Here is a 20,740-nt window from a genome sequence, read left to right as displayed (position 1 = left end):
GCTGCTTTTGCACCCTGTGGTGATTAATTCGCTGTTTACGTAAAGATTTGTCAGTGTTTATTGCCATTATGTGATCGTTAACGCAACAACGCCGCCGATAAGTTTCCTATACTCAACTCATCAAACAGGATTAATCATTCATCCCACTTTGCTGATGAAATATGTGACTCGATGGAGGTGACATATGAAACGTAAAAATGCAGACCGGCTTGGCAATACCCTCATGGGGCTTGGCCTGGTAGTGATGATTGGCGGCGTCGGGTATTCGATTATTGCCGAAGTCTCCCAGTTTAATCTGCCGCAGTTTTTCTCACATGGCGCGGTTCTGAGCATTTTTGTTGGCGCCTTGCTGTGGCTGGTCGGCGCCAGGGTGAGTGGTCATGAACGGGTTGCCGATCGCTATTGGTGGGTCAAACACTTCGACAAACGCTGCCGGGATAACCAGCACCGCGCTTCGCATTGAGCGTAAGTGAGAGGGGGATCACCGCGTTTTGCCACTCATCCGGGCGTGAGGCTTGGGCTGATGATGAAAAAAAGAAAACCCGTTGATGCAGGGCGTCAACGGGTTTTGCTTTTCTGCCGCAGGATTACGCGATAACCGGGTATGGCACGCGGCCATGCCCGGTTACGATTAATGCTCGAACATAGCAGAAATTGACTCTTCGTTGCTGATGCGGCGGATAGCTTCAGCCAGCATGCCGGAGAGGGTCAGGGTACGGACGTTTTTCAGCGCTTTGATTTCCGGTGACAGCGGAATGGTGTCACAAACGATCACTTCATCAATCACCGAGTTCTTGATGTTGTCTACGGCGCTGCCAGAGAAGATTGGGTGCGTTGCGTAGGCAAACACGCGTTTGGCGCCACGATCTTTCAACGCTTCGGCTGCTTTGCACAGGGTGCCGCCGGTATCAATCATGTCGTCCACCAGCACGCAATCGCGGCCTGCAACGTCACCAATAATGTGCATCACCTGAGAAACGTTTGCGCGTGGGCGACGTTTATCGATGATGGCCATGTCGGTATCGTTGAGCAGTTTGGCGATAGCACGGGCGCGCACAACGCCGCCGATATCCGGTGAAACCACGATCGGGTTTTCCAGATCCTGTTGCAACATGTCTTCCAGCAGGATAGGGCTACCAAACACGTTATCGACCGGCACATCAAAGAAGCCTTGAATCTGCTCGGCGTGCAGATCAACCGTCAGAACACGGTCAACGCCTACGCTAGAGAGGAAATCGGCAACCACTTTGGCGGTGATTGGCACACGTGCCGAACGCACACGGCGATCCTGGCGCGCGTAGCCGAAGTAAGGGATAACGGCGGTAATTCGCCCTGCGGAGGCGCGGCGCAGGGCATCGACCATAACAACCAACTCCATCAGGTTGTCATTGGTGGGTGCGCAGGTGGACTGGATGATGAAAATATCACCGCCGCGTACGTTTTCGTTGATTTGCACGCTCACTTCGCCGTCGCTAAAACGACCTACAGCGGCGTCACCAAGGCTGGTGTACAAACGGTTGGCAATACGTTGTGCTAGTTCGGGGATGGCGTTACCAGCAAAAAGCTTCATATCAGGCACGAGAAGAACCTCAGGCTTGCGTCCAGAGAAGATATTGTCATACGGCCTTCGCTAAGGGGGCTGTTAGCGACGCCGGCGCAATATGCATACGGGTATGTAAAACTGCATGAAACCGCAGGCAGCGCAGTGATTACAGGGCTATATGGGGCCGGCCCTGCGCAGCGCAACGTTGGGCTACGGTTCATCGTTGCCCGGAAAGGGTGCGATGCAGCGGGGAAATGTTAACACCACGCGCTACAAAACCACGCAACCACGCCGGGGCTTGATTTAACACCTTACGGGCAGCGCACTCGGTATCGAACTCGGCAAATACACAAGCGCCTGTACCCGTCAGGCGCGACGGCGCGTATTGTAACAGCCAAGAAAGAAGCTGTTCAACCTCGCGAAAACGTTTTCTTGCGATCGGTTCGCAATCATTTGCGTACGGAGCCTGCAATAACGCCTCAAGTGGCCGGGCCGGCGTATTTCTGGTTAAATCCGCGTCGCCGAAGATAACCGGCGTGGGGATACTGACGCCAGGGTGGGCGATCAGGTACCATTTTTCTGCCGGATCGGCCGGCTGCAACTGCTCACCAATGCCTTCGGCAAAGGCGGCATGGCCGCGCACAAAGACCGGCACATCAGCGCCGAGTGCCAGCCCCATTTGCGCCAGTTGATCATCGCTTAGTCCACATTGCCACAGCGCGTTGAGCGCCACCAGCACCGTTGCCGCATTGGATGAGCCGCCGCCCAGGCCGCCGCCCATCGGCAGCACTTTTTCAATGCTGATATCCGCGCCGCACGTTGCGGTGGCGATCGCCTGTTCACGGCAATGCTGCTGTAGCAGGCGGGCGGCACGCACAATCAGGTTCTGTTCATCCGGCACGCCGGCAACCGGCGTGAGCAAACGAATTTGTTGATCGGCACGTGGTTCGATGGTCAGGGTGTCGCCGTAGTCCAGAAACTGAAACAGCGTTTGCAATAGGTGATAACCGTCGGGGCGACGGCCGGTGATATAAAGAAACAGGTTTAATTTTGCCGGAGAAGGCCAGCGGTGAATCATTTGAGTGTCCAGTTATCCATTTTCAGCTTGATGCGCTGGTTCCCCTGTTGCAGCTCCAGGCGGCCCGGCAGCGAGGGCTGAACCTCGGTGTTGTAGTCCTGATAGTCCACAACCCAGCTTTGATCGCCCTGGCGGTAGGTCAGCTTGCTGAGCCGATACTGGCTGTCCAGTGTGAAATCGGTAGCGTCGCCCGGCAAGCCCAGCATCCATTGGCGCAGGTTGTCCAGCGGGATCGTCATGCCGGAAAGTTTGCGGATCATCTCTTCGGCGTTGTCGCCCACGTAGCGTTTGCCGTTGCTGTCGGTGAGCTGCACCACGTTTTGCTGCACATTCAGTTCCAGCACGCTGCTGCCAACCGGGGTGGTGAGCAGCAGGCGATAGCGCTCAGGTGAGAACTGCTGCAGGAAAAAGCGTGCGTACTGCCGTTTTTCATCGGAAAGATAGGCGAAAGCGCCACGGGTTTGGTATTGACTGATTTGCTGTACCGCCTGCTCATGGGCGCGCCACTGCGGGGAGGTGGGGCTGGTCGCCGGCCCGCTGGGTTTGGTGGTGGTACAGGCCGCCAGCACCAGGCTGGCCAGCGGGATTAGGCGAAGCAAATTGACTTTGCGAATTGGCATAACGTTTTATCGTCCTTTTTCCTTGCTGCGCCCACGTAAACGAGGGAATGTGCAGCGTCAATAACAGATCACCAAAGGTGCTTATAAGGGCAACGTGCTGCCCCAGCGGCGGGGCTGCCTCTAGGTTAACACAATCACCTTACGCTGCATCGCATGGCGCCATAACATCCTGCTGTCTTAATTTTGTGGTAATGCTGTGGCAGTAGCAAGCCGGCATGGGCGCGCAGCGCTTTTTGCCGCTTTCTTTCGCTGTAACATTTGGTTACTATCAGGCCATAATTTCTTTACGCACAGAAAATAGGTGGAATAGTGGAAAACCGATATGCACCGGTACAGATTCGCCTGCATTGGTGGGTGTTTATCCTGCTAGTGATAACCTGCGCGACCATCGAATTGCGCACCATGGCAGAGATTGGCACCGGGCCATGGTATGTTTTGGTCGTCACCCATTTTAGCTGCGGGGTGGTGGTTTTCTTTCTGATGATCTTCCGTCTGATCCTGCGCCACCGTTATCCCACCCCGGCGATTGTCCCTCCGCCGCCGAAATGGCAAGCCGCCGCGGCCAGCACGGCCCATATTTTGATTTATCTGCTGCTGTTCACGCTGCCGATTCTGGGCGTCTATTCCCGTTATATCGGCGGCAGGGAATGGTTCCTGTTTGGTATCCCAATGCCATTTGCGGAGCCGGCCGATAGGGGCGCTGCCCGTGCGGTTATCGGCTGGCACAAAACGCTGGCGAATCTGGGGTATTGGCTGATCGGCCTACATGCGGCGGCGGCCTTGTTCCATCACTATCTTGTCAAAGACAACACCTTGCTGCGCATGATGCCGTTTCGCAAGAGGGATTGACGCCGGCTGTCGTGTGCCCTTGCCGTTGCGTGGGGGCGCACCGCCGTTTCTCTTTAGGGCGTATTTTGGTGTTTTGTGACGATGTCACTTTTATGGGGGCGATTAATGCTCCACAAAAACCATATGTAACCTATTGATATATGGCTATGTTAGCGTCTGAATTTTAGATGCCGGATACATTTCAGCCGTGGCAGGCGTAATTTCATACTACGTTGATATTAATCGGTAATTTTTGATTACTGTGGCCTATGCCAGCGATTGAACGGAATATGCGGTTGTTACTTTAATTGATCCAGCTCATCAAGTAGAATGCCGTTCAACGAGAACCCGTACCAAGATAAGTATTACTCGAAGCAATGAGCCTGCTCGCGTTAGGTATTAATCACAAGACCGCTCCGGTTTCTCTACGAGAACGCGTTGCCTTCTCCTCAGAGTCAATCGAAAAAGCGCTAAATAGCCTGCTCCAACAGCCGTTGGTGCAGGGCGGTGTTGTGTTGTCTACCTGTAACCGCACGGAACTCTACCTCAGCGTTGAGCAACAGGAACACATCCACGAGCAACTGGTGGCCTGGCTGTGCGAATATCACCAGTTGCGCCCGGAAGACGTGCGCAAAAGCTTGTACTGGCACCACGGCAATGACGCCGTTAGCCATTTGATGCGCGTTGCCAGCGGCCTGGACTCTCTGGTGCTGGGCGAACCTCAAATTCTTGGTCAGGTGAAAAAAGCCTTCGCCGATTCCCAACGCGGGCAGTCGCTTTCCGGTGAGCTGGAGCGGCTGTTTCAAAAATCGTTTTCTGTCGCCAAACGCATACGCACCGAAACCGAGATCGGCGCCAGCGCGGTGTCGGTGGCCTTTGCGGCCTGCACCCTGGCTCGGCAGATCTTCGAATCCCTGGCCGAGTTGAACGTCTTGCTGGTCGGCGCGGGTGAAACCATCGAACTGGTGGCGCGCCACCTGCGGGAGCACAAAGTTCAGCATATGATTATTGCCAACCGTACCCGTGAACGGGCGCAGCAACTGGCGGAAGAGGTAGGCGGCGAAGTGATCACGCTGCCGGAAATCGACGAACGCCTGGCCGATGCGGATATTGTCATCAGTTCCACCGCCAGCCCGCTGCCGATTATCGGCAAGGGGATGGTGGAGCGGGCGCTGAAAGCGCGCCGCAACCAGCCGATGCTGTTGGTGGATATCGCCGTGCCGCGCGACATCGAACCGGAAGCCGGCAAGCTGGCCAACGCCTACCTCTACAGCGTTGACGATCTGCAGGCCATTATTCAGAGCAACCTGGCGCAGCGCAAAGCCGCCGCGGTGCAGGCTGAAACCATCGTTCAGCAGGAAAGCTCCAACTTTATGGCTTGGCTGCGCTCGCAAGGCGCGGTGGAGACCATCCGTGACTACCGTTCGCAGGCCGATCACATCCGCACGGAAATGGAGGCAAAAGCGCTGGCCGCGATTGCCCAGGGCGCAAGCGTCGAACAGGTTATTCACGAACTGGCCTATAAACTGACCAACCGCCTTATTCATGCCCCTACCAAATCCCTCCAGCAGGCCGCTATTGATGGCGATGTGGAGCGGTTGCAAATTTTACGCGACAGCCTTGGGCTGGATCAGCATTAGTTTTCTTTATTATTAACAAGGTTTAATACCACGCATGAAGCCTTCTATTGTTGCCAAACTGGAAGCGTTACAAGAACGCCATGAAGAAGTTCAGGCTTTGCTTGGCGATGCCGGCGTGATCGCCGATCAGGAACGTTTTCGCGCGCTGTCGCGTGAGTATGCGCAACTGACCGATGTGAGCCGCTGTTTCCTTGAATGGCGCCAGGTTCAGGACGATCTGGCAACGGCCGAAATGATGCTGGACGATCTGGAAATGCGCGAGATGGCGCAGGAAGAGCTTAAGCAGGCCAAAGCGGCCAGCGAAACGCTGGAGCAAGAGTTGCAGGTGCTGCTGCTGCCGAAGGATCCCGATGATGAGCGCGGCTGCTTCCTGGAAGTGCGCGCCGGCACCGGCGGCGATGAGGCCGCGTTGTTTGCCGGCGATCTGTTCCGCATGTACAGCCGCTATGCGGAAGCGCGCCGCTGGCGGGTGGAAATCATGAGCGCCAGCGAAGGCGAACACGGCGGTTATAAAGAAGTGATCGCCAAAGTCTCCGGCGACGGGGTGTACGGCCAACTGAAGTTTGAATCCGGCGGCCACCGCGTGCAGCGCGTGCCGGAAACGGAATCGCAAGGCCGTATTCACACCTCTGCCTGCACGGTTGCGGTGATGCCGGAAGTACCGGAAGCCGAATTGCCGGAAATCAACCCGGGTGATTTGAAGATCGACACCTTCCGTTCCTCGGGCGCGGGCGGCCAGCACGTTAACACCACCGATTCAGCGATCCGCATTACCCACTTGCCGACCGGTATCGTCGTCGAGTGCCAGGACGAGCGTTCGCAGCACAAGAACAAGGCCAAAGCGATGTCGGTGTTGGGCGCGCGCATCCGTGCGGCGGAAATGGCCAAGCGCCATCAGGAAGAGGCGTCGACCCGCCGCAACCTGCTGGGCAGCGGCGATCGTTCCGATCGCAACCGTACCTATAACTTCCCGCAGGGGCGGGTGACCGATCACCGCATCAATCTCACGCTTTATCGCCTTGATGAGGTGATGGAAGGCAAGCTCGATATGTTGATCCAGCCGATTGTGCAGGAATACCAGGCCGATCAGCTTGCCGCGCTCGCCGCTGAGCCCGAATAATGGACTATCAGTCCTGGCTGCGGGCGGCGGCGGCCCGGCTGGCGCAAAGCGGCAGCGCTAAGCGTGATGCGGAAATTCTGCTGGGCTTTGTGACCGGCCGCGCCAGAACCTTCCTGTTTGCCTTTGGCGAAACGTTATTAACGGCGCAACAGCTTGAACAGTTGGAAACGCTGCTGGCGCGGCGCGAGCGCGGCGAGCCGGTGGCCTATCTGGTTGGCGAACGCGAGTTCTGGTCGCTGCCGCTGTCTGTTTCACCCGCCACTCTGATCCCGCGTCCAGATACCGAATGCCTGGTTGAGTTGGCGCTGGCGCGCCTGCCGTCATCCCCTTGCCCTCTGCTCGATCTGGGCACCGGCACCGGCGCAATTGCGCTGGCGTTAGCCAGCGAGCGTAAAGACTGTGCGATCACTGGCGTTGATCTGCAACCCGCCGCGGTGGCGCTGGCCCAGCATAATGCGCGCAAATTGGCGATCGCGAACGCCACTTTCCTGCAGGGCAGTTGGTTTGCTCCGGTCAGCGGCCAGCGTTTTGCGCTGATCGCCAGCAACCCTCCGTATATTGATGCGGCCGATCCGCACCTGGCCCAGGGCGATGTGCGCTTTGAGCCCAGCAGCGCGCTGGTGGCGCCGGAGCAGGGGCTGGCCGATCTGGCCGCCATCGTGCGCCAGGCGCCAGGCTACCTGTTGCCGCAGGGCTGGCTGTTGCTGGAGCACGGTTGGCAGCAGGGGGAGCCTGTGCGTGAACTGTTGCTGGCTGCGGGTTTTGGCGCAGTGGCTACCCATCGGGACTATGGCGGTAATGAACGCGTCACGTTAGGCCAGTGGGCCGGCAGCGGGAAATAATTCTAATTCTATCAGGGAGCAATGAATGACTGCATACATGGTATTGAAACATCTCCATTTGCTCACGGTGGCGATCAGCATCACCCTGTTTGTGTTGCGTTTTGTCTGGCAGTGGCGTGGCTCGGCGATGAGCAGCAAGCGTTGGGTAAAGATTGCGCCGCATATTAATGATACCGTGCTGTTTATCAGCGGTATCTCACTGGTGATCACGTTTAAATTTTATCCGCTGTTAGGCATGGACTCATGGCTGACCGAGAAGTTGTTTGGCGTTATTATCTATATCCTGCTTGGTTATATCGCGTTAGGCAGAAGAACAAAGAGCCAGAATGTGCGCACTGTGGCATTTATACTGGCCCTGGGCTGTTTGTACCTTATTATTAAGCTGGCCACGACGAAGATACCGTTTCTGATGGGATACCTATGAGTAGCATCGCTGATTTTGAATTTAACGCTTCACCGTTGAGTGATGGCGTCATCCTGGTTTCGCAAGCCATACGGCAGGATTTTCCCACCGCGGAAGTGCAGCGCAGGCTACAGCAGCTGGTGGAGGAGGCACGTGTGGCGATCCCGGAACACTTGAGCCAGGAACAGCAGATGGATGCGCTGATTGCACTGTTCTATAAAACATGGGGTTTCGGTGGGGCCAGCGGCGTGTATCGTTTGTCCGATGCCATCTGGCTCGATAAGGTGCTTGAAGCCCGGCAGGGCACACCGGTATCGCTGGGGACGATTTTCCTGCACATTGCCCACCAGCTTGATTTGCCGCTGATGCCGGTGATTTTCCCCACTCAACTGATCATGCGCGCCGATTGGCTGGATGACGAAATGTGGCTGATCAACCCGTTGAACGGTGAAACGCTCAGCGAGCATACGCTCGAAGTGTGGATCAAGGGCAATCTGGGATTGGGCGCGGAGCTCGAAGACGACGATCTGGACGAATCCGAGAATATTATGGTGGTGCGCAAGATGCTCGATACGCTGAAAGCGGCCCTGATGGAAGAAAAACAGATGGAAATGGCGCTGCGCGCCAGCCAAACGGTGCTGTGTTTTGATCCGGACGATCCCTACGAAATCCGCGATCGTGGCCTGATTTTTGCCCAGTTGGATTGCAATCACGCCGCCATTTCCGATCTTAACTATTTTGTTGAACAGTGCCCGGAAGATCCGGTCAGCGAAGTGATCAAAGTGCAAATCCACGCGATTGAGCCGAAACAGGTTACTTTGCACTGAAGACAACCCCTTTATCCTTACCCCTTACACATAGGTGCCTGCATGAAACAGAAAGTGGTTAGCATTGGTGACATCAACGTAGCGAACGATTTGCCGTTTGTACTGTTTGGCGGTATGAATGTGCTGGAATCGCGCGATTTGGCGATGCGCATCTGCGAACACTATGTCACCGTAACGCAAAAACTGGGTATTCCATACGTTTTCAAAGCCTCGTTTGATAAGGCCAACCGCTCTTCCATCCACTCCTACCGCGGCCCAGGGCTGGAAGAGGGGATGCGCATTTTTGAAGAGATCAAACAGGCCTTTGGCGTGAAAGTGATCACCGACGTCCATGAACCGGCTCAGGCGCAGCCGGTGGCTGAAGTGGTGGATGTGATCCAACTGCCGGCATTTTTGGCGCGGCAGACCGATCTGGTTGAAGCGATGGCGAAAACTGGCGCGGTGATCAACGTGAAAAAACCGCAGTTCGTCAGCCCAGGGCAAATGGGCAATATCGTTGAGAAATTCAAGGAAGGCGGTAACGATCAGGTTATCCTGTGCGATCGCGGCAGCAACTTTGGCTATGACAACCTGGTTGTCGACATGCTGGGCATTAACGTGATGAAAAATGTCAGCGGTGGCCATCCGGTGATTTTCGACGTGACTCACGCTCTGCAAACGCGCGATCCGTTCGGTGCCGCCTCTGGCGGCCGCCGCGCGCAGGTGGCTGAACTGGCTCGTGCCGGGATGGCGGTTGGCCTGGCGGGGCTGTTTATCGAAGCACATCCGGAGCCGAACAGCGCTAAATGTGATGGCCCATCGGCACTGCCGCTGGACAAACTGGAGCCGTTCCTGGTGCAAATGAAAGCGATTGATGACCTGGTGAAGAGTTTCCCAGAGTTGGATACCAGCAACTAAGTCCGTTTTAAATCCGGCGATAAAAAGCCCGGTGCAGGTTAATCTGCGCCGGGCTTTTTGCTGTTGGACTATCACCCGCCCAGGCGGGCGGGCCGCGTTTACTGATCCAACGCGTTTAGGGCTTCTGGCAGTGTGGCATAGAAAGCCAGTTTCCCTTCAATCGGCTGAACGCGCGCGCGTGCCAGCGTTTTGAGCGGCTGGAAAGGAATGTCGGTAATAACCAGCTGTTTCCCTTCAGGCAGCGTTTCGATGAAGCGTTGCAACGCCTGCAGGCCGCCGGCATCCAGCACCGGCACCGCATCCCACTGCAGGACTATCTGGTTGTAGCTTTCGCTGCGTGCCAGCAACTCGCTGAAGATGCGTTCTGCAGCGGCGAAGAACAGCGGCCCATTAACACGCAGCACCAGGCGGTGATGTTCTTCGCTGATCGTGCTCAGGCGCGTCATTCGGGCAATGCGGCGCATAAACAGCAGTGATGCCAATACAATCCCCACCGTAATCGCGATCACCATATCGAACAACACGGTCAGCGTCAGGCACAGCAGCATGACCAGGATGTCGTCTTTCGGCGCGCAGCGAAGCAGATAAATCACCTTGTGTGCTTCACTCATGTTCCAGGCCACGATCAGCAGCAGGGAAGCCATAGCTGCCAGCGGCAGGTAAGAGAGCCACGGAGCCAGCACCAGCAGCGCCAGCAGCACCAATAAGGCGTGGATAACGGCGGAAATCGGCGATGTCGCGCCGGCACGCACGTTGGCGGCGGAACGGGCGATGGCCGCAGTGGCCGTGATGCCGCCAAAAAACGGCGCGATGATATTACCGATGCCCTGGCCGAGCAGTTCGGTGTTGGAGTTGTGTTTTTTCCCGGTCATGCCGTCGAGCACTACCGCGCACAGCAGGGATTCGATCGCGCCAAGCACCGCCATCGAGAATGCCGCCGGCAGAAGGGCAGAAACTGTCTGCCAGCTTAACGCCATGTGTTTGCCATCGGCGTTGGGGATGTCCCACGGCAGAACCAATTGCGGCAGGATCGGTGGGATGCCCTGGCCGTGGGTGCCATCGGCCAGAATATAGCTAAAGCGCGAGCCAATGGTGGCGACGTGATGGTCAAACATCGCCAATACACCCATCACCGCCGTACCTGCCAGCAACGCAGGCAGGTGGCCGGGAACGCGCAGGCCCAGCTTAGGCCAGTAAATCAGGACCGCTAACGTCACCACGCCAATCAGCGTATCGCCGTAATCCAGCGTGGGCAGGGCGTGCAATAACGCATAGACCTTGCCGATATAGTTTTCTGGCAGGGCGGTCAATTGCAGGCCAAAGAAGTCTTTAATCTGCATTGTCGCAATGGTGATGGCGATACCGGAAGTAAAGCCCAGCGTGACCGACAGCGGAATGTATTCAATCAGCCGGCCAAAGCGCGCCAGGCCCATGATCACCAAAAACACCCCGGAAAGCAGTGTGGCAATGAGCAGGCCCGAAAGGCCAAACTGTTGCGATACCGGGAACAGGATCACCACAAAGGCGGCGGTGGGGCCGGAAACGCTAAAGCGGGAGCCGCCGATAACCGCAATGACAATCCCTGCGATGGCGGAAGTATACAGGCCGTATTGCGGAGGAACGCCACTGGCAATCGCCAGCGCCATGGCCAATGGGATGGCGATAATACCGACGGTAACGCCGGCAATGGCATCTTTTAATAAGCGATTCAGAGAATAGGATTCCCGCCAGCAGGCATTTATTAATGCGCTGAAGGGACGAATGTCGTTTATTTCGTGCGTTTTCATCTAAGGTGCAAACCAAGTCTGGAAAAGAGAACGGAATGGCGGGCCAGCTGAGGTCCGTCTCGAATAGCTGCCTATCAGCATACGCCTTTCCAAGTCGTGATTTCTAGATGTATGTCAATTGGTATGCGAAATAAGATTTTCGCCACTTTTGGAATTCGCTATTTTTTTTGGGGCTATAGCCAGCATGGGATTGCGGAGAGTAACTATTTTGTTACCTCTGCTTTTGTGGGTTAACGTGCCATTGGCAGGGATAAGGCGAAAAAGTGTATGCCGCTTCCGGTGGGCTGTGGAACAAACCAGGCGTCAGGCGGATCGTCGGGCACGCGTTTGGATTGCAAGCCGTCATACTTTTGTTCTTTCGCACGGTGTTGTTTCCTGGGCGGCAAAGCCGCTGCGGCGGTATGCCACAGGGGCTAGATGAGCAAGGGGTATACGTTTTTATTGCAACGTATCGTCAATATTTATGCGGCTTTCTCTGCTATCTTGCCGAATAACGGCTATCCTGAACGCTGCCTATAGCAAAGTTCGCCCGGTAATAACGTTGCGCTGCTGACCTATTACCTGGCTTAATGCCCCAAGATCAATGGGGCGACAGCGCGCTCGGAACACAGAGATGCTACGACAACAATCACAAAGCACAACGTTATATCCGTGGGGCCAACCGAGAGCTTATGATTTATGATGTATTAATACCTTCTTTATACAGGGACGTGTGTATTACCTGTGCCACATTGTCGGTCAGTTATTTTGCGTTAAGTAATAAAGCCCCGTTTTCCTACCAGTCGGAGTGGTGGCGCCGCGTGTTGTTCGGCATCTTTGCCGGCGTGGCGATGATCGTGCTTAGCCAGCATCGGCAGTTTTTTAGCGCCAGCATGTATTACAGTTTTGCCGCGTTGCCGATGATCCTGGTGGTGTTTTTCGGTGGGGGATTAAGCGGGCTGGTCGCTTTCTTGCTCTGTGCCATTTTCACCGGCGGTTTGACCGTGGATAACCTGTTTACCGCTTCCATTCTTACGCTGTTGCTATTAACACAGGTGTGGCTGAAAAGATCGAACCGTGTTTTTTACACCACGATCGGCCTGATTGCGCTGTATCGTATCGCGGTGGTCAGCAATGAAGTTGATGTCGCCGTACAGTGGCTGGACATTTTGCTGTATCAGGCGGTTTCGTTGCTTTTCCTGGCGGTTTGTTACCATGCGCTGAGCTTTAAGGAACGCTATATCCAAACCTTTTTTGCCATGCGCGACAAAGCAACCCTGGACAGCCTGACCCATATCAATAACCGCGCCAGCGTGGATTACAAGATGATGCTGCAACACGCCCAGCGCAAGCCCTGCGGGATGCTGATTATCGATCTCGACAATTTCAAAACGGTGAATGATACCTACGGCCATGTCTCGGGCGACATGCTGCTGGCCAGCGTGGCGCGGCTGCTGCAGGATGGGGTACGTAATGAAGACTTTGTCGGCCGTTATGGTGGGGAAGAGTTTATTGTGATCACCGCCAGCCACGATCCCAAAGTGGTTCACGCGGTGGCGGAACGCATTCGCCAGGACGTTCAGGATACGCTGTTTATCGTTGCGGAAGGCGAAGAGATCCGCATCACCTTATCGATAGGCGCTTCGCTGTATTTGCCGGGGATGGGGATAGATAAAGCGGTCGAAATTGCCGATGAAGCTTTGTACCGGGCGAAACACGCCGGCAAAAACAACGTGGCGTGCAGCCGGCTGATGCAGCTTTCCGAGTTGATCAGTTAATACGAAAAAGCCTGAACTTACGCTCAGGCTTTCTCTTTGAATATGGCGGTGAGGGAGGGATACATTCGCTGCGCTCACCCTGCGGGCCGCCTGTGGCGGTGCAAAACGCCGGGGCGTTTTGTCGAACCCGGTCGAGGGTTCTCACCCTCCCGGTAGGTGCAATATAAATGCAAAAAAGCCTGAACTTACGCTCAGGCTTTCTCTTTGAATATGGCGGTGAGGGAGGGATACATTCGCTGCGCTCACCCTGCGGGCCGCCGGCNGTTTTGTCGAACCCGGTCGAGGGTTCTCACCCTCCCGGTAGGTGCAATATAAATGCAAAAAAGCCTGAACTTACGCTCAGGCTTTCTCTTTGAATATGGCGGTGAGGGAGGGATACATTCGCTGCGCTCACCCTGCGGGCCGCCTGCGGCGGTGCAAAACGCCGGGGCGTTTTGTCGAACCCGGTCGAGGGTTCTCACCCTCCCTGTATGTGCAATATAAACGAAAAAAGCCTGAACTTGCGTTCAGGCTTTCTCTTTGAATATGGCGGTGAGGGAGGGATTCGAACCCTCGATACGCTTTCGCGTATACACACTTTCCAGGCGTGCTCCTTCAGCCACTCGGACACCTCACCATATTGTTGCCGCAGCGGCCTGGCCGCTCTCGACGGGCGCTAATGTAGGAGAAACTGATCCCAGCGTCAACACTCTTCACGCAAATCCGTGCGCGTTTAGCTAAAGTTACAGCAATTTGTTGGTTTCACGAGCGATTCCTCTACCGTAACGCGTACCGCCACCCCGGCGGGTATCTTGCCGGGGTGGCGGTATCACCAAGTAAGCGGCTTACTCCCGCTGCCAACGGGATTGCTGTTGCCCGTTGATATACAGCGTGCGCTGCTCGCTGGCCGGCAGCCGAACATCGAGCGTGCGCCATGCCGGCTGGTAATTGCCTTCCGCCTCGAACTGTACATCAATGCGTTGATTGTCACTGGTGATTTGCCAACGCAACCACAGCGCGTCACCCTGTTGCCAGCCGTTGGATTCGCCGTCGTCTTCAAACAGCAGGCCGCTGTCCTGGCCTTTCCCCATCGGCGGGAACAGCAGCATCTCGCGGCGATCGTCAGCCCAGTGCTCAACATGCGCAATGCGCCCGGAGAGCGGCAGCATCGCGCCGGCTCTGACCAGCAGTGGCAGCCGCTCAAGCGGTGCGTCCAGCGTGATGGTTTGTCCGCCGCTGAACCACGCACCGCTGTAAAAGTCGTACCAGCCAGACGCATTGCGCGGCAGGTACACCGCGCGCTGGCGCTGGCCCGGTTCGACCACGCTGGCCACCAGCAGATCCCGCCCCAACATAAAGTCATCGGTTTCATTAAAAGTGACGTCGTCACTTTCATGATCCAGGAAAGTGGGGCGCAGCATCGGTTCATCATCATGGCTGGCCTGCCACAGCAAGGTATAGAAATAGGGCAGCATGCGGTAGCGCAGCGCAATAGCCGCGCGGATAGCCGGCGTGACGGCCGGGTACATCCAGGGCTCATTGACGGTATGATCGTCATTCCAGGAGTGAATGGTAAAGCGCGGGTGCATGACGCCATTTTGCACCCAGCGAACAAACAGTTCGGCATCGGGCTTGTCGCCAGAGAAGCCGCCGACGTCATGGCCCACGTTGTATAAACCGGAAAGGCTCATACCGACGCCCATGCGGGTGTTGTAGCGCAGGGTTTGCCAACTGGTGCGGTTGTCGCCGCTCCAGGTTTGCACGTAACGTTGCATGCCGGCGCAGCCGGAACGGGAGATCAGATAGGGGCGTTTTTCCGGCGCAAAACGCTGCTGTGCTTCCATCGAGGCGCGCATCATCAGCAACGGCATCACCGGGCGGATGTGCTTGATGGCAATCTCCTTGCCGAAACCGTGGCAACGTGCTTCGCTGTCCCACACTTCATATTCGTTGTTGTCGTTCCAGGTGGAGTCGATGCCCATGGCCAGCAGTTGCTTTGTGACATTGTCTTGCCACCAGGCCACCGTTGCCGGGTTGGTGAAGTCAAGATGTGAGCCTTCGTCATCCCAAAAACACGAACGCTCCGGCGCGGCGTTTTGCGAATCGCGGATGAACAGGTTTTGCTCGGCGACTTGGGGATATAGCGGATGGTCCTGCAGCAGGCAGGGCTTGATGTTGGCCGCCAGTTTCAACCCGGCATCATGAAACGCCTGGCTCATCACCTTGGGCTGCGGCACTTTGTCGTAATTCCAGTTGAACACGTAACGCTTATCGTTGATCGAGGTATAACCGGAAGAGAGCTGGAAGGAATCGCAGGGAATATCATGCTGTTGGCACAGCGCAATGAATTTCATCAACTGCTGCTGTGCATCGGGCGCGTCAGTATAGTGCATGGTAGAGCCGCTGTAGCCCAGGCTCCATTTAGGGCCAAACAGCGTTTTGCCCGTCAGGCGCACGAAGGCCTTGGTGACGTCGAGTACCCGCGTGCCGAGGAATAAATAGTAATCCAGATCGCCGGCTTCGGCGTGGTAACGGCGGTAGGGCTGATGATAGTTGTCCAGCTCGTTGCCCAGATCGAGCCGTGTGGTGCTCAGGTTATCGTAAAACAGGCCAAAGCTGACATCGCCGCGCCGGGTAATGGTAAAGGGCACATGCTTGTAGAGCGGATCGGTACTGGCCGCGTTGTAGCCCATGGCGTCCAGGTTACGGAACTCAAAACGGCGGCCAGCGCGGTTAAGATCCCCGGCCTTTTCCCCCAGCCCATAATAGCGCTCCTGCGGGTAACGGCGCTGGTAGTGCTCCACGCCGTCGCCAAATGGATTGAGTAGATAGGCGCTGGTGGGCCGATCGGCGGCCAGCGGTTGCCATATGCCTTGTTGATCGCGATATTCCCACTCCAGCCACAGCGGCTGGTGCAGGGTAACGCGCAGTTTTTCACTGCTCAGGCGCAATTCATTGCCCAACGGTTCCAGTTCAAAGCCCGGCAGGCTGAACCCTGCGCAGCTTTCCCGCGGGCGCCCCTCCCAGGGAACATCCTGCTGCGGCGCGATGCTCCAGGTACGATCCAGCGCCAGTTCGCCCTGGCGTTTGATCAGCACACGGAACATATCCGCTTCCAGCACGTAAATGCGGAACAGGTGCTGCCCATCCACTTTCAGTTCGGCAAACTCGGCGGTGTGCTGATTCAATACCCAGTGTTTCAACATTTTCATAAACGATTACCCCAACAACTCAGACAGTTAAACGTTGCGCGCTTTGCTGCGGCGCTCGGCGATGAAGGCGATCAGGAACACGGCACCGATCAAGTCAAAGAACCCCATCGCGATAAATAGCGGGTTATAGCCGATGGTATCGGCCGTCAGCCCGATCAGCAGCGAGAACAGGAAGCTGGCAATCCAGGCAAAGGAGCCGCGCATGCCGTTCACCGTCGCCATCTGGCCCTTATCAAAGGATTCCACCACCAGGGCGCTGAGCATGCAGGAGATCACCTGGTGGCCAAAGCCGCCAATGGAGATCAGCAAAATGGTGATGTAGGGATCGCGGGTGAGCGCCACCAGCGCCAGGGAAATCATCAAAAATGCGCCGGTCACCGAACTGGCGATAATCGAGTTAACCCGTGATCCATTGAAAAATCTGCCGTACAGCCGGGTTAAATAACCGCTGGCGACGCTGCCCAGATCGGCGGCCAGGAACGGCAGCCAGGCGAACATGGCGATCTGTTTAAGATCCATGCCGCGTTCGTTGGCCAGATACAGCGGCACCCAGAAGCTGAGTACTGCCCAGGCCGGTTCTGCCATAAAGGCGGGAATGGCGATGCCGTAAAAACGTTTGTTTTTGCATACCGTCTTCAACGCGGTGAAAAAGGGGAGTTTGACCGGTTCCGGTTCGTTATCCTGTTTGATGTATTCCAGTTCGCTACGGCTCAGGTTGGGGTGCTTTTCCGGGCTGTGGTAGAACAGCCACCACAACACCACCCAGGCCATGGCCAGCAGGCCGGAGAACAGGAAGGCGCCTTGCCAGCCAAAATTGATATGCGCGATCACGATAATCGGCGGAGCCAGCATGGCGCCGATGGAAAAGCCGACGCCAGCCCAGCCAGCGGCGATCGGACGTTCTTTTTTCGGGAACCAGTCGCCCAGGGTTTTGGCGTTGGCCGGTGTCGCTGCAGCTTCAGCCGCGCCCATAAAGAAGCGCAGCACGGCCAGTTGGAACCAACTGCCGGCGCCGGCATGCAGCATACACATCAGCGCCCAGATACTGGCGCAAATCAGAAAGCCCAGTTTGAGCCCGATAACATCGATCAACCAACCACACAGCGGTTGAAAAAGGGTATAGGCCAATTGAAAGGCGCCCACCACCCAGGAATATTGTTCAGTCGTCATCCCCAGGCTGTCTTTCAGCTCCGGGGCCAGAATGCCCAGTGAGTTACGCGTAATATAGTTTACCGTTACCCCCAGCAGGAAAATGCTCAGTATCCACCAACGTAAATTTTTGATTTTGCGTTTTTCCTGCGTTGTAACCGCAGCATTATCAAGATTGAGATTCACCGTCATATCCTCATTTTCTAGCCGCTGAATGGTGGCCCTGGCATTGGAACCCACCGTATTTGGCTGCGTGATGATCCGTAATCACTACAGAGCCGGCACTGTGGCGCATCTTTTTTTATCTCTAGATTCAGTCAATTAGATGGCACCAATTGAAATACCAGTTATGTAAATTGGTTTACCAATTCAGAGTAGATGAGTTGAAAACGTGGTGATACGCACTTTTTTGCAAATTTTTTCATGGCAGACTGCGGCGGTGTGGAAAAGAGCGGGAAATGCTTATTACCGTAGTTTTTTTGCCGTGAAAACTTTGTCATTTTCAAACTTGAACTGGATCACAAAATGAACGGAAAGTTAAAAATCAAAGAGATCGCCCTGCAAACCGGGCTTTCGATCAGTACCGTTTCCCGCGTGTTGTCAGGCAAAGCCAATTCCAGCGACAAAGCCAGAAGCAAGGTGTTGGCCTGCGCGCGCCAACTGGGCGTATTGGATGAGTTGGCCGATGGTCGGCTGCTGCTGAATGGGGTGATGATTTTCGCGCCGGCGCGGGCGTTTGATGCGCGCACCGACGTTTTTTACTACCAGGTGATCCAGGGGATCCTCACCGCGCTGCGCGCCTATGAGGTGCGGGTGCGTTATTGCGCGTTAGAAGAGTACGACAGCGACGCAGCGCTATTTATGGAGAAAACGCGCGATCCGCTAACGGAGGCGGTACTGATGATAGGTATCGACGACAGCTACATCCATGCGCTGGCAGCCGATTTGGGCAAGCCCTGTGTGCTGATTAACTGCCGCGATCACAAGATGCGTTTACCCAGCGTGGCGCCGGATCACCCGGCGATTGGCGAGGCGGCGGCCAGCTATTTGCATGAGTTGGGGCACCATCACATCCTGAGCTTGCTTTGCCTGCGGCGCTACACCATGGAGCATCGGCTGCAGGGCATTAAAGCGGCGATGAAGGCCCATAACCTGGCGTTTGACGAGCAGCGCCATCTGTTGCCGGTCGCCGGATTCAGCGCCGCCGAAAGCTATCAGGCGGTGAGCGAATTTTTGCGCGGCTGCCCGCCGGAGGAGCGGCCCACGGCTCTGTTGGCCGGTGGCGACTTTATCGCCGCCGGCGCGGCGGCGGCGTTGCTGGATGCCGGGCTGCGCGTGCCGCAGGATATCTCGCTGATGAGCATGGATGGCTTTAATTCACCACTGGTTCATGACATTCCGCTGACCGCGCTGCACGTTCCGCGTGAAGAGCTCGGGGAAGAAGCAGTGCGTATGTTGCAGCGCCGCGTTATCAGCCCCACACAGCCCAGCGGGAATCTGTTACTGCATGGCGCGCTGGCGGTGGGGAAATCCGTTAAGCGTATTCGAGCCGATCACGCGCATACCCCGGTTAATGAAGAAGGGTTGTATGACTAGATGGCTAAAACGCGATCTTTATCACAGATAAAGCCGGCCGCGACGGCAGCGTCGCTGTACCCGCGTTATTTTGGTTGACTAACATTTTTCAATGGTTAGTATCTCGGTTAAATTGGTTGACCAATATTGCAATACCGAACGTCCGCCGGCCACGGCGGGGGATTGCACCGGGCAACCGCCACCGTTAACTCCCGTTTTTGCTGGCCGCCAAACGGCGGCGCAATCAGAAAGGGAAGGCGATCACCATTATTGTGAGGTATTCAGCATGAAGCAGACCTGGCGTTGGTATGGACCGAACGATCCCGTTAGCCTGGCCGATGCCCGGCAGGCAGGGGCCACCGGCATTGTCACCGCGCTGCACCATATCCCGAACGGGGATGTCTGGCCGGTGGACGAGATCCGCAAGCGCAAGGCTGAGGTGGAAGCGGCGGGGATGGAGTGGGCCGTGGTAGAGAGCGTGCCGATCCATGAAGAGATAAAGACACACACCGGGCAATATGAGCGCTGGATCGCCAATTACCAGCAAACGCTGCGCAACCTGGCCGAATGCGGCATTGGCATCGTGTGCTACAACTTCATGCCGATCCTCGACTGGACCCGTACCGATCTGGCGTACGGCCTGCCGGACGGTTCAAAAGCGTTGCGTTTCGATCAGATCGCGTTCGCCGTTTTCGAACTGCACATCCTGCAGCGCCCCGGCGCAGAGGCCGACTACACCGCCGAAGAAATTGCCCAGGCGCAGGCCCGTTTCGCCACCATGTCCGAAGCGGAGAAAACGCAGCTCACCGGCAATATCATCGCTGGCCTGCCCGGCGCCGAAGAGGGCTATACCCTGGATCAATTCCGTGCGCAGTTGGCGCGTTATGAAGGGATCGATAAAGCAAAACTGCGTGAGCATTTCGCCTATTTCCTGCATGCCATAATTCCGGTTGCGGAAGAAGTGGGCATCCGTATGGCCGTTCACCCGGACGATCCACCACGCCCGATCCTGGGTTTGCCGCGCATTGTCTCCACGGCTGAAGACATGCAGTGGATGGCGGATACGGTACCCAGCGCGGCCAATGGCTTCACCATGTGCACTGGCTCCTATGGCGTGCGCGCCGATAACGATCTGGTCGCGATGATCAAACATTTTGGCCCGCGTATTTATTTCCTACACCTGCGCGCCACCAAACGGGAAGAAAACCCGCGCAGCTTCCACGAGGCGGCGCATCTGTATGGCGATGTCGACATGTTCAACGTGGTGAAGGCCATTGCCGAAGAAGAACACCGGCGCAAGGCGCTGGGCGAAACGCAGCCGATCCCGATGCGCCCGGATCACGGCCACCAGATGCTCGACGATCTTAAAAAGAAAACCAACCCAGGCTATTCGGCAATCGGCCGCTTGAAAGGGCTGGCGGAAGTGCGTGGGGTGGAACTGGCTATCCACCGCGCTTATTTCAACCACTAACGATGCTTGGCA

At 56.3% G+C, this 20,740-nt stretch carries 17 protein-coding genes, 1 tRNA gene and 3 other RNA genes; 11 read left to right on the top strand and 10 right to left on the bottom strand.

Going from position 1 to position 20,740, the window contains the following annotated elements; genetic code table 11:
- Positions 1-184 precede the first annotated feature (184 nt).
- Positions 185-463 carry a stress-induced protein YchH gene (gene ychH / locus ABFX35_RS00345; protein WP_121554567.1) on the top strand — a complete coding sequence of 93 codons (279 nt, stop codon included), beginning with the start codon at positions 185-187 and terminating at the stop codon, positions 461-463.
- Between the two features lie 168 nt (positions 464-631).
- Here the strand turns inward: ychH and prs are convergent, their stop codons facing one another.
- The 3 genes from prs to lolB all read right to left on the bottom strand — a co-directional run bounded on the left by prs (position 632) and on the right by lolB (position 3,241).
- The gene (gene prs / locus ABFX35_RS00340; protein WP_095844576.1) at positions 632-1,579 is read right to left on the bottom strand and encodes a ribose-phosphate diphosphokinase; all 948 of its coding nucleotides are present in this window, start codon (positions 1,577-1,579) and stop codon (positions 632-634) included.
- A 181-nt stretch (positions 1,580-1,760) separates the two neighbouring features.
- The gene (gene ispE, locus ABFX35_RS00335) at positions 1,761-2,621 is read right to left on the bottom strand and encodes a 4-(cytidine 5'-diphospho)-2-C-methyl-D-erythritol kinase (RefSeq protein WP_346078504.1); all 861 of its coding nucleotides are present in this window, start codon (positions 2,619-2,621) and stop codon (positions 1,761-1,763) included.
- Complete coding sequence (lolB, locus tag ABFX35_RS00330) at positions 2,618-3,241, bottom strand: lipoprotein insertase outer membrane protein LolB (RefSeq protein ID WP_346078502.1); 624 nt, start codon at positions 3,239-3,241, stop codon at positions 2,618-2,620. The genes ispE and lolB overlap by 4 nt, the downstream gene beginning before the upstream one ends.
- Positions 3,242-3,550: 309 nt before the next feature.
- On the opposite strand from lolB, the gene cybB reads away from it, so the two are divergent.
- From cybB to kdsA, 7 genes are all read left to right on the top strand, one after another.
- Positions 3,551-4,090: a cytochrome b561 gene (gene cybB / locus ABFX35_RS00325; protein ID WP_095844573.1), complete on the top strand. Its 540-nt coding sequence runs from the start codon at positions 3,551-3,553 to the stop codon at positions 4,088-4,090.
- Positions 4,091-4,446: 356 nt separating this feature from the next.
- Positions 4,447-5,709, top strand: coding sequence for a glutamyl-tRNA reductase (hemA, locus tag ABFX35_RS00320; RefSeq protein ID WP_279025729.1), 1,263 nt, complete (start codon positions 4,447-4,449; stop codon positions 5,707-5,709).
- A 34-nt stretch (positions 5,710-5,743) separates the two neighbouring features.
- Positions 5,744-6,829, top strand: a complete 1,086-nt coding sequence (prfA, locus tag ABFX35_RS00315) for a peptide chain release factor 1 (RefSeq protein WP_095844571.1) — start codon at positions 5,744-5,746, stop codon at positions 6,827-6,829.
- Positions 6,829-7,671: a peptide chain release factor N(5)-glutamine methyltransferase gene (gene prmC, locus ABFX35_RS00310; RefSeq protein ID WP_346078499.1), complete on the top strand. Its 843-nt coding sequence runs from the start codon at positions 6,829-6,831 to the stop codon at positions 7,669-7,671. The genes prfA and prmC overlap by 1 nt, the downstream gene beginning before the upstream one ends.
- 25 nt (positions 7,672-7,696) lie before the next feature.
- Entirely contained in the window at positions 7,697-8,095 is a 399-nt protein-coding gene (locus ABFX35_RS00305; RefSeq protein ID WP_095844569.1) for a SirB2 family protein, read from the top strand.
- A complete protein-coding gene (gene sirB1 / locus ABFX35_RS00300) occupies positions 8,092-8,901 on the top strand; it encodes an invasion regulator SirB1 (protein WP_095844568.1) in 810 nt (269 codons plus the stop codon). The genes ABFX35_RS00305 and sirB1 overlap by 4 nt, the downstream gene beginning before the upstream one ends.
- A 42-nt stretch (positions 8,902-8,943) precedes the next feature.
- Positions 8,944-9,798, top strand: coding sequence for a 3-deoxy-8-phosphooctulonate synthase (kdsA, locus tag ABFX35_RS00295; RefSeq protein ID WP_279025722.1), 855 nt, complete (start codon positions 8,944-8,946; stop codon positions 9,796-9,798).
- A 98-nt stretch (positions 9,799-9,896) separates the two neighbouring features.
- On the opposite strand, the gene dauA is transcribed toward kdsA, so the two are convergent.
- Positions 9,897-11,585, bottom strand: coding sequence for a C4-dicarboxylic acid transporter DauA (gene dauA, locus ABFX35_RS00290; RefSeq protein WP_346078496.1), 1,689 nt, complete (start codon positions 11,583-11,585; stop codon positions 9,897-9,899).
- Between the two features lie 671 nt (positions 11,586-12,256).
- Here dauA and ABFX35_RS00285 point away from each other — a divergent pair.
- Positions 12,257-13,342 carry a GGDEF domain-containing protein gene (locus ABFX35_RS00285; RefSeq protein ID WP_279025718.1) on the top strand — a complete coding sequence of 362 codons (1,086 nt, stop codon included), beginning with the start codon at positions 12,257-12,259 and terminating at the stop codon, positions 13,340-13,342.
- A 43-nt stretch (positions 13,343-13,385) separates the two neighbouring features.
- Here ABFX35_RS00285 and ABFX35_RS00280 read toward each other — a convergent pair.
- From ABFX35_RS00280 to ABFX35_RS00255, 6 genes are all read right to left on the bottom strand, one after another.
- Positions 13,386-13,507, bottom strand: a non-coding RNA gene (locus tag ABFX35_RS00280) — RtT sRNA.
- A gap of 46 nt (positions 13,508-13,553) precedes the next feature.
- A non-coding RNA gene (locus ABFX35_RS00275) (RtT sRNA) lies at positions 13,554-13,655 on the bottom strand.
- A gap of 46 nt (positions 13,656-13,701) precedes the next feature.
- Positions 13,702-13,823: non-coding RNA, RtT sRNA (locus ABFX35_RS00270), on the bottom strand.
- 45 nt (positions 13,824-13,868) lie between these two features.
- Positions 13,869-13,958: transfer RNA gene (locus tag ABFX35_RS00265), tRNA-Ser, on the bottom strand.
- A 208-nt stretch (positions 13,959-14,166) separates the two neighbouring features.
- Positions 14,167-16,533 (bottom strand): glycoside hydrolase family 31 protein, encoded by a 2,367-nt coding sequence (locus ABFX35_RS00260; RefSeq protein ID WP_346078493.1) that lies wholly within the window; start codon positions 16,531-16,533, stop codon positions 14,167-14,169.
- A gap of 27 nt (positions 16,534-16,560) precedes the next feature.
- Complete coding sequence (locus ABFX35_RS00255) at positions 16,561-17,898, bottom strand: MFS transporter (RefSeq protein WP_341464498.1); 1,338 nt, start codon at positions 17,896-17,898, stop codon at positions 16,561-16,563.
- A 309-nt stretch (positions 17,899-18,207) separates the two neighbouring features.
- Between ABFX35_RS00255 and ABFX35_RS00250 the strand changes: the two genes are divergently transcribed.
- Complete coding sequence (locus ABFX35_RS00250; protein WP_346078491.1) at positions 18,208-19,278, top strand: LacI family DNA-binding transcriptional regulator; 1,071 nt, start codon at positions 18,208-18,210, stop codon at positions 19,276-19,278.
- Between the two features lie 265 nt (positions 19,279-19,543).
- The gene (gene uxuA, locus ABFX35_RS00245) at positions 19,544-20,728 is read left to right on the top strand and encodes a mannonate dehydratase (protein WP_279027769.1); all 1,185 of its coding nucleotides are present in this window, start codon (positions 19,544-19,546) and stop codon (positions 20,726-20,728) included.
- Positions 20,729-20,740: the final 12 nt, after the last annotated feature.

The sequence above is a fragment of the Gibbsiella dentisursi genome, from assembly GCF_039539505.1.
GTDB lineage: Bacteria > Pseudomonadota > Gammaproteobacteria > Enterobacterales > Enterobacteriaceae > Gibbsiella > Gibbsiella quercinecans.
Note: the sequence above shows the minus strand (reverse complement) of the source record. Positions and strands in the feature narration are given on the sequence as shown.

Coding starts and splice junctions, on each gene's coding strand:
- ABFX35_RS00305 (WP_095844569.1), top strand. CDS start 7,697: ATGACTGCATACATGGTATTGAAACATCTCCATTTGCTCACGGTGGCG.
- ABFX35_RS00250 (WP_346078491.1), top strand. CDS start 18,208: ATGAACGGAAAGTTAAAAATCAAAGAGATCGCCCTGCAAACCGGGCTT.
- ABFX35_RS00285 (WP_279025718.1), top strand. CDS start 12,257: ATGATTTATGATGTATTAATACCTTCTTTATACAGGGACGTGTGTATT.
- dauA (WP_346078496.1), bottom strand. CDS start 11,585: ATGAAAACGCACGAAATAAACGACATTCGTCCCTTCAGCGCATTAATA.
- sirB1 (WP_095844568.1), top strand. CDS start 8,092: ATGAGTAGCATCGCTGATTTTGAATTTAACGCTTCACCGTTGAGTGAT.
- hemA (WP_279025729.1), top strand. CDS start 4,447: ATGAGCCTGCTCGCGTTAGGTATTAATCACAAGACCGCTCCGGTTTCT.
- ispE (WP_346078504.1), bottom strand. CDS start 2,621: ATGATTCACCGCTGGCCTTCTCCGGCAAAATTAAACCTGTTTCTTTAT.
- prfA (WP_095844571.1), top strand. CDS start 5,744: ATGAAGCCTTCTATTGTTGCCAAACTGGAAGCGTTACAAGAACGCCAT.
- lolB (WP_346078502.1), bottom strand. CDS start 3,241: ATGCCAATTCGCAAAGTCAATTTGCTTCGCCTAATCCCGCTGGCCAGC.
- ychH (WP_121554567.1), top strand. CDS start 185: ATGAAACGTAAAAATGCAGACCGGCTTGGCAATACCCTCATGGGGCTT.
- uxuA (WP_279027769.1), top strand. CDS start 19,544: ATGAAGCAGACCTGGCGTTGGTATGGACCGAACGATCCCGTTAGCCTG.
- ABFX35_RS00260 (WP_346078493.1), bottom strand. CDS start 16,533: ATGAAAATGTTGAAACACTGGGTATTGAATCAGCACACCGCCGAGTTT.
- kdsA (WP_279025722.1), top strand. CDS start 8,944: ATGAAACAGAAAGTGGTTAGCATTGGTGACATCAACGTAGCGAACGAT.
- prmC (WP_346078499.1), top strand. CDS start 6,829: ATGGACTATCAGTCCTGGCTGCGGGCGGCGGCGGCCCGGCTGGCGCAA.